General features: G+C 72.2%; 13 protein-coding genes and 3 tRNA genes. 11 read left to right on the top strand and 5 right to left on the bottom strand.

The features are described 5' to 3' along the window. Positions 1-49: 49 nt before the first annotated feature. Both J2W21_RS02365 and J2W21_RS02360 read left to right on the top strand, forming a co-directional pair. On the top strand, positions 50-1,816 hold the full coding sequence (locus J2W21_RS02365) for a chloride channel protein (RefSeq protein WP_307112895.1): 1,767 nt from the start codon (positions 50-52) through the stop codon (positions 1,814-1,816). Between the two features lie 31 nt (positions 1,817-1,847). Beyond that, positions 1,848-2,540, top strand: a complete 693-nt coding sequence (locus J2W21_RS02360) for a DUF4396 domain-containing protein (RefSeq protein ID WP_307112894.1) — start codon at positions 1,848-1,850, stop codon at positions 2,538-2,540. Positions 2,541-2,551: 11 nt separating this feature from the next. Here the strand turns inward: J2W21_RS02360 and hutG are convergent, their stop codons facing one another. Continuing rightward, positions 2,552-3,526: a formimidoylglutamase gene (hutG, locus tag J2W21_RS02355; RefSeq protein WP_307112893.1), complete on the bottom strand. Its 975-nt coding sequence runs from the start codon at positions 3,524-3,526 to the stop codon at positions 2,552-2,554. 162 nt (positions 3,527-3,688) lie between these two features. On the opposite strand from hutG, the gene J2W21_RS02350 reads away from it, so the two are divergent. The 3 genes from J2W21_RS02350 to J2W21_RS02340 are packed head-to-tail and all read left to right on the top strand — an operon-like array spanning position 3,689 to position 6,953. Then, positions 3,689-5,803 carry an elongation factor G-like protein EF-G2 gene (locus J2W21_RS02350; RefSeq protein WP_307112892.1) on the top strand — a complete coding sequence of 705 codons (2,115 nt, stop codon included), beginning with the start codon at positions 3,689-3,691 and terminating at the stop codon, positions 5,801-5,803. 41 nt (positions 5,804-5,844) lie between these two features. Next, on the top strand, positions 5,845-6,168 hold the full coding sequence (locus J2W21_RS02345) for a PadR family transcriptional regulator (protein WP_307112891.1): 324 nt from the start codon (positions 5,845-5,847) through the stop codon (positions 6,166-6,168). Continuing rightward, positions 6,165-6,953 carry a permease prefix domain 1-containing protein gene (locus J2W21_RS02340; protein WP_307112890.1) on the top strand — a complete coding sequence of 263 codons (789 nt, stop codon included), beginning with the start codon at positions 6,165-6,167 and terminating at the stop codon, positions 6,951-6,953. Before J2W21_RS02345 ends, J2W21_RS02340 begins: the two co-directional genes overlap by 4 nt. Here the strand turns inward: J2W21_RS02340 and J2W21_RS02335 are convergent. Next, entirely contained in the window at positions 6,931-7,497 is a 567-nt protein-coding gene (locus J2W21_RS02335; protein WP_307112889.1) for an NADPH-dependent FMN reductase, read from the bottom strand. The two genes, J2W21_RS02340 and J2W21_RS02335, sit on opposite strands and share 23 nt — an antisense overlap. A gap of 243 nt (positions 7,498-7,740) precedes the next feature. Further along, positions 7,741-9,174, bottom strand: coding sequence for an NCS2 family permease (locus tag J2W21_RS02330; protein WP_307112888.1), 1,434 nt, complete (start codon positions 9,172-9,174; stop codon positions 7,741-7,743). 124 nt (positions 9,175-9,298) lie between these two features. Between J2W21_RS02330 and J2W21_RS02325 the strand changes: the two genes are divergently transcribed. Then, positions 9,299-9,946: a copper resistance CopC family protein gene (locus J2W21_RS02325; RefSeq protein WP_307112887.1), complete on the top strand. Its 648-nt coding sequence runs from the start codon at positions 9,299-9,301 to the stop codon at positions 9,944-9,946. A 37-nt stretch (positions 9,947-9,983) separates the two neighbouring features. Here J2W21_RS02325 and J2W21_RS02320 read toward each other — a convergent pair whose 3' ends face one another. Next, on the bottom strand, positions 9,984-10,619 hold the full coding sequence (locus J2W21_RS02320) for an FAD-binding protein (protein WP_307112886.1): 636 nt from the start codon (positions 10,617-10,619) through the stop codon (positions 9,984-9,986). Between the two features lie 271 nt (positions 10,620-10,890). On the opposite strand from J2W21_RS02320, the gene J2W21_RS02315 reads away from it, so the two are divergent. Next, complete coding sequence (locus tag J2W21_RS02315) at positions 10,891-11,931, top strand: universal stress protein (protein WP_307112885.1); 1,041 nt, start codon at positions 10,891-10,893, stop codon at positions 11,929-11,931. A 290-nt stretch (positions 11,932-12,221) separates the two neighbouring features. Here the strand turns inward: J2W21_RS02315 and J2W21_RS02310 are convergent, their stop codons facing one another. Beyond that, entirely contained in the window at positions 12,222-12,596 is a 375-nt protein-coding gene (locus J2W21_RS02310; RefSeq protein WP_307112884.1) for a metallopeptidase family protein, read from the bottom strand. Positions 12,597-12,659: 63 nt separating this feature from the next. Here J2W21_RS02310 and J2W21_RS02305 point away from each other — a divergent pair. From J2W21_RS02305 to J2W21_RS02290, 4 genes are all read left to right on the top strand, one after another. Beyond that, positions 12,660-12,732, top strand: a tRNA-Glu gene (locus J2W21_RS02305). 82 nt (positions 12,733-12,814) lie between these two features. After that, positions 12,815-12,888 (top strand) — tRNA-Asp (locus J2W21_RS02300). Positions 12,889-12,938: 50 nt separating this feature from the next. Then, positions 12,939-13,011, top strand: a tRNA-Phe gene (locus J2W21_RS02295). 131 nt (positions 13,012-13,142) lie between these two features. Further along, entirely contained in the window at positions 13,143-13,592 is a 450-nt protein-coding gene (locus tag J2W21_RS02290) for an SRPBCC family protein (protein ID WP_307112883.1), read from the top strand. Positions 13,593-13,601: the final 9 nt, after the last annotated feature.

The following is a 13,601-nucleotide window of genomic DNA, read 5'->3' as shown; positions in this document are numbered from 1 at the left end:
ACATGCATTCATGCAATTGTTGTTGTCTTGCACATGAGGAGAGGTGTCCATGCCGTCTGCATCCGTCCGCGGCGCCCGCTGGAGGTCGGCCGCGAGCGCGGTGGGAGACCGGATCGGGGTCGGCTCGCTGTACCTCGTAGGCCTCGCCGTGCTGGTCGGCCTCGGCGCGGGCCTCGCGGCCGTCGGCTTCCGCTGGCTCATCGTCGGTGCCACGCAGCTCTTCTCCGGCACGGCCGACTACGCGGCGACCACCGGGCACCCGGTGAACCCCTGGGTCCCGTGGCTCGGGCCGGCGTTCATCGTCCTCGCCCCGGCCGTCGGCGGCCTCGTCTACGGCCCCCTCGTGCACCGGTTCGCCCGCGAGGCGCGCGGCCACGGTGTTCCCGAGGTCATGTACGCCGTCGCGCGCAAGGGCGGGCGCATCAAGGGCCGCGTCGCCGTGGTCAAGGCCCTCGCCTCCGCACTCACCATCGGCTCGGGAGGCTCGGTGGGGCGCGAGGGGCCGATCGTCCAGATCGGCTCGGCGCTCGGCTCGCGCTTGGGGACGCTCGCGGGATCCTCGGAGTCGCAGCTGCGGACCCTCGTGGCGTGCGGGGCCGCAGGCGGCATCGCCGCGACGTTCAACGCGCCCCTCGCCGGCGTCTTCTTCGCCCTCGAGCTCATCCTGCGCGACTTCGCCGCCCGGTCCTTCGCCGCCGTCATGCTCTCCTCGATCGCCGCCTCGGTGGTCGGGCGCGCCCTGCTCGGCAACTACCCGTTCCTGCCCCTGCCCGCCTTCACCGTCTCGGACCCCGGCGAGATGCTCGTCTTCGCGGTCCTCGGCCTCGTGGCGGGCGGGGTCGGCGTGCTCTTCTCCAAGGTCCTGTATGCGATCGAGGACGCCTGCGACTGGCTCTGGCGCGGGCCCGAGTGGCTGCGCCCGGCCGTCGGCGGACTCCTGCTCGGCTGCCTGCTCCTTGCGATCCCGCAGATGTACGGCGTGGGCTATCCCGTGCTCCAGAACAGCATCCTCGGCCGCTACGCCCTCCCGTTCCTGCTGCTTCTCACAGTGGCGAAGGTCGTGGCCACGAGCCTCACCATCGGCATCGGCGGCTCGGGCGGCGTCTTCGCGCCCTCCCTCTTCATCGGCGCCACGACGGGGGCCGCCTTCGGCCAGATCGCCGCAGCGGCCATGCCGTCCCTCGCCGGGCAGACGGGGGCGTTCGCGCTCGTGGGCATGGGCGCCGTGTTCGCGGGCTCGACGCGGGCCGCGATCACGGCGGGCCTCATCATCTTCGAGCTCACCGGGGAGTACACGCTCATCCTGCCGCTCCTGCTCGCCGTCATCGTCGCCACCGCGGTGTCCGCCCTCGCCAGCCGCGACACGATCTACACGCGCAAGCTCCTCCGCCGAGGCATCGATCTCTCGGCGCCGCAGCAGAGGGACGCGCTCCACGGGCTCACGGTCGCCCAGGCGATGACCGCGCCCCCGCAGCCGCTCGCAGCGGCCCTGCCGGCCCGCGAGGCCGCCGCCGCGCTGGCCGAGTCGGCCTCGCGGGCGGCCCCGGTCGTCGACGGCGCGGGGAGGCTCGCCGGCGTCGCCACCGCGGCGGTGCTCGCCGAGGGCCTCGAGGACGACGACGTCGCCGGGCTCACCGTGGGGGACCTCGCCCAGTCCGCGGGCGCCCTGCGGGAGGCCGACGGGCTCTCAGCCGGGGTGGACCTCGTGCTGGCGGCCGCTGACACCGATGGCCTCCCGGTCGTCGACGGTCAAGGGGTCCTCACCGGCTGGCTCGACACGAAGCACGTTCTGCGCTGGCTCGTGGCCTCGACCTGAGCGCCACCGTCCCCGCGGGCAAAGGAGCATCATGGCACCGATCTGGCTGACCTCCCTGGCGTGGGCGGCCCTCGCGGCGGCGGGGCTGAGCGCCGCCGCCATCCTCGTCGACATCTACGCGCGGGGCCACCGCTTGAGGATGCGCGTGATGGAGGCCGTCTGGCCCGTCACAGCCCTCTACCTCGGGCCCGTCGCGGTGTGGGGACACTGGCGCTACGGGCGCACCACGAGCCCGCGGTGGCTCGAGGACCGCGGCCTCGACGAGCCGCCGGAGAAGCCGTTCTGGGCTCAGGTCGCGGTCGGCGTGAGCCACTGCGGCGCGGGCTGCACGCTGGGCGACATCATCGCCGAGACCGGCATCTTCCTGCTGGGGCTCCAGATCGCCGGCACCGCACTGTGGGCCGAGTACCTCGGCGACTACGTCCTGGCCGTCCTCCTCGGGCTTGCGTTCCAGTACTTCGCGATCGCCCCGATGCGCGGTCTCGGCTTCAGGAAGGGCATCGCCGCGGCCGCGAAGGCGGACGTGCTCTCGCTGACGGCCTTCGAGGTCGGGCTCTTCGGCTGGATGGCCCTCATGGCCTTCGTGTTCTTCCCCTCACCGCACCTCCACCCCGACTCGCCGGTCTACTGGTTCCTCATGCAGGTCGGCATGGTCGTGGGCTTCGCGACGGCCTGGCCGGCCAACGTCTGGCTCATCCGCAAGGGCATCAAGGAGGCGATGTAGCCACTCGCGCATCAGCCGAGGAGGGTGTCCACGAGCCGCGCCGCGACCCGCGCGGTGCGCCCGTCGAGATCGAAGGCGGGGTTCAGCTCGGCGATGTCGGCGTGGAGCAGCTTCCCGCTCGCAGCGATCCGGCGCACGACGGCGATGATCACCTCGAGCGGCACTCCCACGGCAGCGGGCGCGGACACCCCCGGGGCCACCGCGGCCGGCAGCACATCGAGGTCGATCGTGAGGTAGACCGCGTCCAGATCGGCGAGGAAGTCCTCGACGAACGACTCGGCGGTCTCGCGCGTCGTGTACTCGTCCAGCAGGTAGCGCACGCGCAGCTCGTCGGCCCGCTCGAACAGGGCGCGCGTGTTGTTCGGCTTCGAGATCCCCAGCACCGCGTACTGCAGCTCGCGGCCCTCGGCCGCCTCGGCCCGGGCCATCTGGAGGAACGGCGTCCCGGAGGTCGCCCGCTCCTCGTTGCGCAGGTCGAAGTGGGCGTCGAGATTGAGCACTCCGACCCGAGCCCCGCCGGTGCGCTCCGACTCCGCTAGCCCGAGGTAGCTCGCGTACGCCGTCTCGTGGCCCCCGCCGAGCCCCACCGTGAGCGCCCCGGCGTCGAGGGCCGCGGCGAGCGCGGCGCCGAAGCGCTCCTGGCCACCTTCGAGGTCTCCGGGGAGCCCTTCACCGCCGGTGGCCACGGCGACGTCCCCCGCGTCGAACACCTCGCGCTCGAGATGGAAGGCGAGCGGGCCGAGGGCCGCGCGGATCGCCGCGGGCCCCCCGGCGGCGCCGAGCCGGCCCTTGTTGCGCCGCACGCCCTCCTCCGAGCGGAAGCCGAGCAGCACCGCGGGACGGGACCGGGCGCCGTCGTGCGCCGCCGCCGCGAGCGCCTCGGGCTCATAGGGCCGCACGGCCTGCCACCAGCGGCGGTGCTCCGCGGAGTCTCCGTCGTTGCGGCCGAGCCACGGCTCGCACGGGATGTCTAGGGGCTCGTTCATCCCCCCAGCACACAGCATCGGACCGAGCGTGCGCCAGTGCCCGCGGCCCTTGATGTCCGGGCCCCCGGATTCGGTGCCAGCGCCCCCTCGCCTCAGGGCCGAGCCGGGGGCAGGATAGGGGACACGACACGGCCGGCTGGGGAGCAGGAGCAGGAGGAACTCATGTCGGGCAAAGGGACCAACGGGTCCACGAAGGCTCCCACGGCGGCGGACCGTTCGGAGCTGATCCGGAACGTGGTGCTCGTGGGCCACTCCGGCGCGGGGAAGACCACGCTCCTCGAGGCGATCCTCGCCTCGACCGGGGCGATCGCGCGCAGGGGATCGATCGCGGACGGCACCACCGTGGGCGACTCGGACCCGGCCGCGGTGCACCAGCAGCGCTCGGTGGCGCTGTCTGTGGCGCCGGTGATGGCGGGGGAGACCAAGGTCAACCTCCTGGACACTCCCGGGTACGCCGACTTCGTGGGCGAGCTCCGCGCGGGGCTCAGGGCGGCCGACGCCGCCCTGTTCGTGGTCTCGGCCGCCGAGGAGGTCGACGCCGCGACCGTGGCCCTGTGGGACGAGTGCGAGCGCGTCCGGATGCCGCGCGCGGTCGTGGTCAGCAAGCTCGACCACCCCCGTGCGGACTTCGACGCCGCGCTCGCCCGCTGCCAGGCGGCATTCGGCGAGTCCGTGCTCCCGCTCTACGTCCCCATGGCGTCCGGCGGCGCGCCGACCGGCCTGCTCGGCCTGCTCACCCGGACGGTCTCGGACTACCCGGGCGAGGCGGCGCTGCCGGGCACGCCGCCCGAGATGCGCCCGGGCACCGCCGAGGAGATCGGCGGCTGGGACGGTGCGCGCGGGGCCCTGATCGAGGGCATCATCGCCGAGAGCGAGGACGAGACCCTCATGGACCGCTATCTGGGCGGCGAGGACATCGGCCTGGACACGATCATCGGCGACCTCGAGAAGGCCGTGGCCCGCGGCTCGTTCTTCCCGGTCGTGCCCACCTCTGCGCTCGCCGGCATCGGGACCGCGGAGGTCCTCGAGGTCATCGGGCGCGGCTTCCCGTCCCCCGTCGAGCACGCCGTGCCCCCGGTCACGGACCTCGAGGGCGCGCCGGTCAAGGGGCTGCGCTGCGATCCGGACGGCCCCCTCGTGGGCGAGGTCGTGCGGACCACCGTGGACCCGTTCCTGGGCCGGGTCTGCCTCGTGCGGCTCTTCTCCGGCACCCTGCGCGAGGACACGCCCGTCCACGTCGCGGGCCACGGTCTGGCCGAGCGCGGCCACCCGGACCACGATTCCGACGAGCGGCTCGGGCACCTCTACACCCCGTTCGGCGCGGCACTGCAGGCCGCGCCGTACGCCGTGGCCGGGGACCTCTGCGCCGTCGCGCGCCTGGGAGCGGAGACGGGGGACACGGTCTCCGCCCGCGAGAGGCCCCTCCTGGTCGCGCCGTGGGAGATGCCGGAGCCGCTCATGCCCGTCGCCGTCGAGGCCGCCTCCCACGGCGACGAGGACGCGCTCGCCAAGAGCCTCGCGAAGGTTGCCGCCGGAGACCCGACCCTGCGGGTGGAGCGCAACCCGGAGACCCATCAGCTGGTGCTGTGGTGCATGGGCGAGGCGCACGCGGAGGTGGTGCTCGACCGGCTGCGCGATCAGGGGGTCAAGCTGCAGACGGTCGACGTCGTCACCCCCCTGCGCGAGACGTTCGCCGCTGCGGCGGCCGGGCATGGGCGGCACGTCAAACAGTCCGGCGGCCACGGCCAGTATGCGATCTGCGACATCGAGGTCGAGCCACTCGGGCGCGGCGCCGGCTTCGAGTTCATCGACCGGATCGTGGGCGGCGCCATCCCCAGGCCGTTCGTGGAGTCCGTCGAGAAGGGCGTCCGCGCGCAGATGGCCAAAGGCGTGGCGGAGGGCTTCCCCGTGGTGGACATCCGGGTGACGCTCGTGGGCGGCAAGACGCACAGCGTCGACTCGTCCGACGCCGCGTTCCAGGCCGCCGGGGCCCTCGCGCTGCGCGAGGCGGCGGCCTCCGCAAGGATCCAGCTGCTCGAGCCGGTCTCGGCGGTGACCATCAGCGTCCCTGCCGACTACGTGGGCGCGGTCATGAGCGACCTCTCCTCCCGGCGGGGGCGCCTCACCGGGACCACGTCCGCCGGCGAGACGACCGAGATCAGCGCCGAGGTGCCCGACGCCGAGCTGCTGCGCTACGCCGTCGAGCTGCGCGGGCTGACCGCCGGCACCGGGACGTTCCGGCGCGAGTACCTCCGCCACGACCCGGCGCCGCGCTGACCCTTGCAGGGCCAGAGCAGGTAAGCCTAGATTGTCTAGGTATGGGACGCAGCAGCGTGAATGGACAGCTTGACCTCCTCCTCCTTGCTTCGCTCGGCGTGGGAGAAGCGCACGGGTACGCGCTCATCGCGCGCATCCACCAGCGCAGCGGCGCGCAGTTCGAGCTCCAGGAGGGTTCGGTCTACCCTGCACTCCACAAGCTCGAGGCGGCCGGATGGGTCGCGAGCCGCTGGGCCGACGCCACTCCGGCGCGCCGCCGGGTCTACGCCCTCACCGCCGCGGGCCGTGCGGAACTCGAACGCAGGACACGGGAGTGGGACGGATTCTCCTCGGCCGTGCGCGGCGTCCTCGGAGCGGCGCAGTGAACCCGCGGCCAGAAGATGCGGGCGCGATCGACGGCTACCTCGATGAACTCTTCGCCGCGGCACGGGACTCCGAGCCCGCGGCCGCCCGCCGCCTGCTCGCCGAGGCGGAGTCGCACCTGCGCGAGTCGGCCGGCCACCTCATGGCCCAAGGCCTGAGCCCCGAGGACGCCGAGGCGGAGGCCGTGCGCCGCTTCGGGCCGGTGGGGTCCGCGACCTCGGCGCTCCGGACGCCGCTGCGCTCCCTCGGCTGCCTGCCGCTGCGCGCCCTCGTGCGGCCCGCTGTGGGACTGGCCGCCATGGGAGCGATCGCCGTGGGCCTCAGCGGCGTGCTCTCCGAGGTTTTCGGACGGCTGTGGGGCGCCGGGTTCGTCTCCGGCGACCTGCCAGGAGTCGCCTACACAGCCGCGCGCTGCGCCGTCCTGCAGGCACCGTATCCGGGGCTCGACTGCGCCCAGGCAGCCGCCGAACACCATTGGGGCGAGGTCGTCGAGGGCCGGGTGTTCCTCGGTGCGGTCGGCCTCGTGCTCCTGGCCTTGTGGAGGATCCTGCCCAAGGACGTCCCCCTCCCAGCGGGTCTCGTCCCTGCGCTCGGCGCTGCGGCCTTCCTGCTGGCTTCTGCGGCGACCGGAGTGGCCGCTGGAACCGCTGCCGTCCACGGCGGACAAGGGGTCGGGGCGTGGCTCAGCGCGACGAGCGTCGCTCTTCCCCTTGGGCTTGCCCTGGGGGTCCTGGCCCTCCTCGGCGTGCGCCGGCAGGGCGGCCTCAGGCCCGGGGCAGCACGGTGAGCACCCGCTCGACGAACAGCGCGAACTCTTCCATGTAGTGGCGGAGGAACTCCTCCGTGCTCGCGTCCCCCACCTCGCCGTCCTCGCTGAAGACGCCGGGCAGGAACTGGATGTACGCCTCCGGGGCGCTCATCTGCGGCGAGTTGCAGAACGAGAGGACGGCCCGCAGGCTTTGCTGGGCGAGGGCCGTCCCGATCTTGCCCGGCGACGCTCCGATGACGGCTGAGGGCTTCTGGTTGAACGAATTGGTGCCCCACGGGCGTGAGGCCCAGTCGATGGCGTTCTTCAGTGAGCCCGGCATGTCCCGGTTGTACTCGGGCGTGATGAACAGGACGGCATCCACGCGCTCGATCGCCTCCTTGAGGGCGCGGGCCTCGGGCGGGTAGTCGGCGTCGAGATCCCGGTTGTAGAGCGGGAGGTCCCTGATGGGGATCTCCTCGAAGGCGAGCGAGTCGGGTGCCAGGCGGATGAGCGCCTTGGACAGCGTGCGGTTGATCGACTTCTGGGACAGGCTGCCGATGAAGTAGCCGACGGTATAGGCCATTCGCGTGGTCCTTCCGGTGCCGGCGCCGAAGGTGGGGGTGCAAGCGGTACGGCCGCGGCGCCGTCGTCAGCGTACGGCCGCGGCCCTGCCTGCCGAAAGGCTTCAGCCCCGGGCCGAAAGAAGCCCTCCCCTTCGGTCAAAGCCCCGGGGTGTAGACCGGGGCTCTGACCGAAGGAGAGGGCGAAACGAACACTGCGGGCCGGCCCCGAGGAGCCGGCCCGCCGCCGTCGTGCGAGGTGACCGCTAGAAGCCGAGGACCTTCTCGACCGGGCCGATCCCGAAGAAGATGAGGAACGCCGCGGCGACGGCCCACATGAGCGGGTGGATCTCCTTGGCGCGGCCCTGGAAGAGGCGCACGAGCACGTAGGAGATGAAGCCGGCGCCGAGGCCGTTGGCGATCGAGTAGGTGAAGGGCATGAGGCCGATCGTGAGGAACGCCGGGATGGCGATCCCCAGGTCGTGCCAGTCGATCCGCGCGACCTGCTGGAACATGAGGAAGCCCACGATCACGAGCGCGGGGGCCACGGCCTCGAACGGGACGAGGTTGATCAGCGGGGTCAGGAACATCGCGAGCAGGAGCAGCGCCCCGGTGACCACGGAGGCGAGGCCGGTCCGGGCGCCCTCGCCGATGCCCGCGCCGGACTCGACGAAGATCTGGTTGGAGGAGATCGAGGTGCCGCCGCCGGCGATCGCGCCGAACGCGTCGACGAGGAGCACGCGGTCCACGTTCGGGATCTGGCCGTTCTCATCCATGGTGCCGGCCTCGCGGGCCAGGCCCACCATGGTGCCCATGGCGTCGAAGAAGATGCTCAGCAGGATCACGAACGCCATGAGGAGGGCGCCGAGGGTGCCCAGGTGCGCGAACGCCCCGAGCGGGTTGGCCTGGCCGAACAGGCTGAGGTCCACAGGCGCGACGTTGCCGAGGCCGGGGACCACGAGGGACCAGCCCGCGGGGTTGGGGGCCTGTCCCGGGGCGACGGACGGGCCGACGTGGAAGACGAGCTCGACGACGTTCGCGAGGACGGTCGCGGCGATGATGCCGATCAGGAGCGCGCCGCGCACCTTGCGGACCATGAGGGCGATCGTGAGGACGAGGCCCACCACGAACACGAGCGTGGGCCAGCCCACGAGCCGCCCGGCGTCGCCCAGGCCCAGCGGCACGGTGGTGCCGGCCGCGTCGGGGATGCGGCGCACGAACCCCGCGTTGACGAGCCCGATGAGGGCGATGAAGACGCCGATGCCCACCACGATCGCCGTCTTGAGCCCCTCCGGCACCGCCTTGAACACGGCCGTGCGGAAGCCCGTGAGCACGAGCACGAACATGACCACGCCGGCCACGAGCACGAGGCCCATCATGTCCGGCCACGTGACGTTCGGGTGGGTCGCCACGGTCACGGCCACGAACGCGTTCACGCCCAGGCCCGTCGCGAGCGCGAACGGGTGCTTGGCCCACACGCCCATGAGGATCGTCAGGATGCCGGCCACGAGGGCGGTCATCGCCGCGACCCGCGGGATGCCCAGGTGGTTTCCGGCCGCGTCGGCGCCCGAGAGGATCAGGGGGTTGAGGACCACGATGTAGCTGAGCGCGAAGAACGTCGCGAGGCCGCCGCGGATCTCGCGGGCCACCGTCGAGCCGCGCTCGCTGATCTTGAAGTACCGGTCCACTGCCGATGCCATGGGCGCTCCTGGTGAAGGGGGATGAGGGGTTCGTGGGTGGGGCATGACATCCCGGGCACCCGGAAGGCCGGGTCAATACTACTCGCCAGTTGTGGTGCCTTCGGCCCAAAAATAGGCTGGTGTGATGCAGATCCTCCGCCGTCTCCGCGCGTCCTCGGCCCGAGCCGCCGCGGCGGCGTCCGCGGGCCTGGCCGCGCTCGCGCTCGTCCTCCTGGCCCCGGCCCCGGCGTTCGCCCACGATGCGCTGGAAGGTTCCGCGCCGGCGTCGGGCGCCACGGTGGCCACGGCGCCGGCGGAGGTGCGGCTCGATTTCAGCGAGACGCCCCTCGGCGTCGGCGCGCAGGTCAAGGTGACGGACCCCGCCGGGACGGACGTCTCCGACGGCGCCCCCGAGGTCGTCGACCGCAGCGTCCACCAGAAGCTCCGCGCCGGGGGCCAAGCCGGCGCCTACACCGTGGTCTGGCGCGTGGTGAGCTCGGACTCGCACCCGATCGAGGGCACGTTCACCTTCACGGTCACCGCGGGAAGCACGACGCCGGCCTCCGGCGCCGGAGCGTCCGCCGCGCCGGGCACGCCGCCCGGGATCCAGGCCTCCCAGCCGGGCACGGCGCAGACGGCCCCGCCTGCCCCGGCTGCGCAGTCGGAGCCGTTCCCGTGGATGGTCGCGGTGTTCGCCGTGGTCGCCGTCGGGCTCCTCGCGGCGCTCGGCGTGGGCGCGCGGCGCCGGCTCTCCCGAGGGGAGGAGGCCCCGGAGGACCGGACGGGGGAGTGAGGACGCGGGCGGTGGGGCCTGAGCAGCCGGCTGCGGTTCAGGCCGGTTGGAGGCCGGCGCGGACGCGCGCGGCCACCTCGGCGCCCACGTGCTTGGCCTGCAGCAGCGCCTCGCGCGTGCTCGGCGCGGCGAGCCCGGTCACGCCCACGAGGTAGAGGCCGATCTGCCCGAGGGCCTCGAGCAGATGCTCGCCGAGTGAGTAGCCGAGGTCGGCGAGGAAGCGCCGCAGCTGGTTGTGCGCGCAGCGGGTGAGGACCACGGCGTCCGCGTACAGGACTCCTGTGTCCGTCCGCACGGCCCATCGCGCCGGGGCCTCCGGGTCCGCCGATTCGACGAGGGCGAGGTGGCGGGCGGTGAGCTGATGGCGCACGTCGAGGCCGTGGCTCACGGCATGCTTGCGGAGGTGCCGAAGCACTTCGAGGTACTCCATGGACTCGGCGCTCGAGAGGTCCGCGACCCGGAGCGCACACGTGGCAGTGGTGGGGGCGGAGCTCTCGAGCCCGTCCACGGTGACGGCGGCCACGGCATGCCGGGCGAGTTCGGCGGCGACGGCGAGGCCCGAGAGGCCTGTCCCGATCACGACCGCACTCGTCGACTCGGCGCCGGGGTCCTCGCCCTGGAGCGCCCGGGCCTGCGGGGTCGGCGCATCCTCGTGGCGAGATGGCGTAGGCACGGGCACGGGGCTGGTCCTCCTGCGGAATGGCACGGTCGGTTGCTGCTCGCGCGGTTCCCCCGACATTGCTTGCAGAACACCACCCCGCATCCGAAAGGATCGTTCCAGAACGGGGTGACGCACTCGACCCTACAGAAAATCGGGGCGCTTCGGTAGACCGTTCCGTGACCTTGTGGACGGTTCTCGAAGCGGCCTTGACCGCCCCTGTGTGACGGGGGACATTGGCCATGTGGGGGCCGTGTTAGGCTCCCAGCGAGTCGAGGAGGAAGCCATGGACGCCCAGCTCCACCCCCAGGACGATGCGGCCGGCGGCGAGCCGGCTGAAGCCGATCTCCCCCCCGGGATCGTGGTCGGCGTCGACGGCTCCGAGCACGGCCGGTGCGCCCTCGCGTGGGCTGCCCAGGAGGCCCGGCGGCGCCGGCGTCCCCTCCACGTGGTCACCGCCTACAGCGTCCCCCTCTTCGCGGCATCCGGCCTGGACGGCGGTTACGCGACGTTCGACGACACGGTGATCCGCGACGGCGCCGAGGCCGTCCTCAAGGAGGCGATCGAGCAGCTCGGCGAGGCCGAGGGGCTTGAGGTCACCTCCTCCGTCGAGTCCGGCGACGCGGCCGGAGTGCTCCTCGAGTTCTCCAAGGCGGCGGAGCTCCTCGTCTTCGGCTCCCGTGGCCGCGGCGGGTTCGTCGGCAGGCTGCTCGGATCCGTCTCGAGCGCCCTCCCCGCCCACGCGCACTGCGCCACGGTGACGGTTCCGCTGCGCTTCGCCGAGCGGATTGGCGGCGTCATCGAGGACCGGCACGTCCGCGAGGAGCAGTCCAAGGAAGGTCCGGTGCACGTCGAGGACGTGGTGGCAGTCGGCGTCGACGGCTCCGACCAGGCCCGCGTTGCGGTGCTCGTGGCGGCCGAGGAGGCCATGATGCGGGGGGTGCCGCTGCGGGTTGTCTGCGCGGTGCCGCAGTTCAGCGGAAGCCTTGCGTGGGTGCCCGCGCCGGTGGACCGGGAGCAGCTGTTCCAGGACATCCGCGCCCAGCTCAAGGCCGGGACGGCCTGGCTCCAGAGCCACTTCCCGGACCTCGAGGTGCAGACGAGCCTGCTCGACGGCGCGCCGGTGGACGTACTCGTGGACGTCTCGCACACCGTGGACCTCCTCGTGCTCGGCACGCGCGGCCGCGGCGGCTTCACGGGCATGCTCCTGGGCTCGACGACGGACGGCGTCCTCCACCACGCGAAGGGCCCGGTCATGGTGGTCCCGGACCGCGCCGACGAGCGCCTCTCCGACCGGCCGTCCTTCGGCCCGATGCTCGCGCCCTAGCTCGCACCCCTCCCCGCGCCCACCCCCGTTTCGGGTACGCATCTCGTCGCCCTTTCCCCGTCTCGGGTACGCATCTCGGCAGCCATTCGGCGTTTCGGGTACGAGCTGGCACTGAGACGTGGGCGGCGAGTTCCCCGCCCACCGCGCGCTGCTGTGCGCACGACGCCGGTCGCTCGCCTCGGTGCTGCTCCGAGCGGCGGCCGGGTGGTCGCCGCCGTACCCGGAATGCCGCAATCGCGACGAGATGCGTACCCGAAACGGATGGAGGCGGGGGAGAAGGGAGGGGAGGGTCAGCCCCAGCCCAGTTCGTGGAGGCGGGCGTCGTCGATCCCGAAGTGGTGCGCGAACTCGTGCACCACGGTCACGAGGATCTCCTGGACGACCTCCTCACGGGTGGAGCACATCTGCAGGATCGGCTCGCGGAAGATCGTGATGCGGTCTGGAAGGGAACCGGCGGCGTACCACTCGCCCCGCTCGGTGAGAGGGGTCCCTTCGTAGAGGCCCAGCAGGACCGTGTCGGGGTCCTCGTGGGCCGCCGGGACGTACGTGTCCTCGATGAAGACGGCCACGTTGTCCATGTGCTTCGCGACGCGCCGGGGGATCTGGGCGAGGGCGGCGTCGACAGCCGCCTCGAACTCGTCCTCGCCCATCCACGCCGCGCCCATGCGGCCAACTCTACTGATTTGTCTGGCCAGAGAGCCGGGCCCTATAGTTTGATGGTCTGGCTGGCCCCCATCGTCTAGTGGCCTAGGACACCGCCCTTTCACGGCGGCGACACGGGTTCGAATCCCGTTGGGGGTACGCAGGGCGAGGATTTGGGAAGGCCCCGAAGGGTCTGCTAGGATCTAAGTCTTGTGAGCGGGGATCAACCCGCGAAATACGAGGCCCTGTAGCGCAGTTGGTTAGCGCGCCGCCCTGTCACGGCGGAGGTCGCGGGTTCAAGTCCCGTCAGGGTCGCTTCGGCGACATGGCCCACGGTCAGTTGCCTTTCGGTGAGAGATCATCGAGGCTCTGTAGCTCAGTTGGTAGAGCGTTCGACTGAAAATCGAAAGGTCACCGGATCGACGCCGGTCGGAGCCACTTCAGGCAGAGGCCCCCGCAGCAGCGGGGGCCTCTGCTGTTGTCTCCTCCGCTCCCCGCCCCCGGACGGGGATCTTGTGCCGGGCCTTTGGGCCGTGGCCGGGCACCGGGCGCCGCTCTAGCGTCATTCCATGGGACACATCAAGGTGGACATTTCCATTGACGCGCCGGTCGAGCGGGTGGTCGAGGTGGCGGCGGATCCGAAGCACTGGGCCTCGTGGTGGGTGAACCTGGGCGAAGCCGAGAAGATCGAGGGCGACGGCGGCCCGGGCACGGTCGTGGAGCACAAGTACCTCATGGCCGGGGTCCCCTTCCACGTCACGACGCGCGTCACCGAGAGCAGCGCGACCCCGTCCGGCGGCCAGCGCATCCGCATCGAGTTCGAGGGCCCCCTCCGCGGATGGCAGGTGTGGGACTACGAGCCGAACGGGAGCGGCACCGAGGTGACGGCGGAGTTCGACTACAACGTGCCCGGAAGCGCCATCGGGAAGTTCGCGGACGAGCTCATCATCGAGAGGATGCAGGAGCGGGCGCGCCAGCAGACGCTCGAGAACCTCAAGCTCCTGGTCGAGGCCGGCTGAGCGCGACCG

This window comes from Sinomonas atrocyanea, from assembly GCF_030811715.1.
GTDB classification, from domain to species: Bacteria; Actinomycetota; Actinomycetes; order Actinomycetales; family Micrococcaceae; genus Sinomonas; species Sinomonas atrocyanea_A.
Note: the sequence above shows the minus strand (reverse complement) of the source record. Positions and strands in the feature narration are given on the sequence as shown.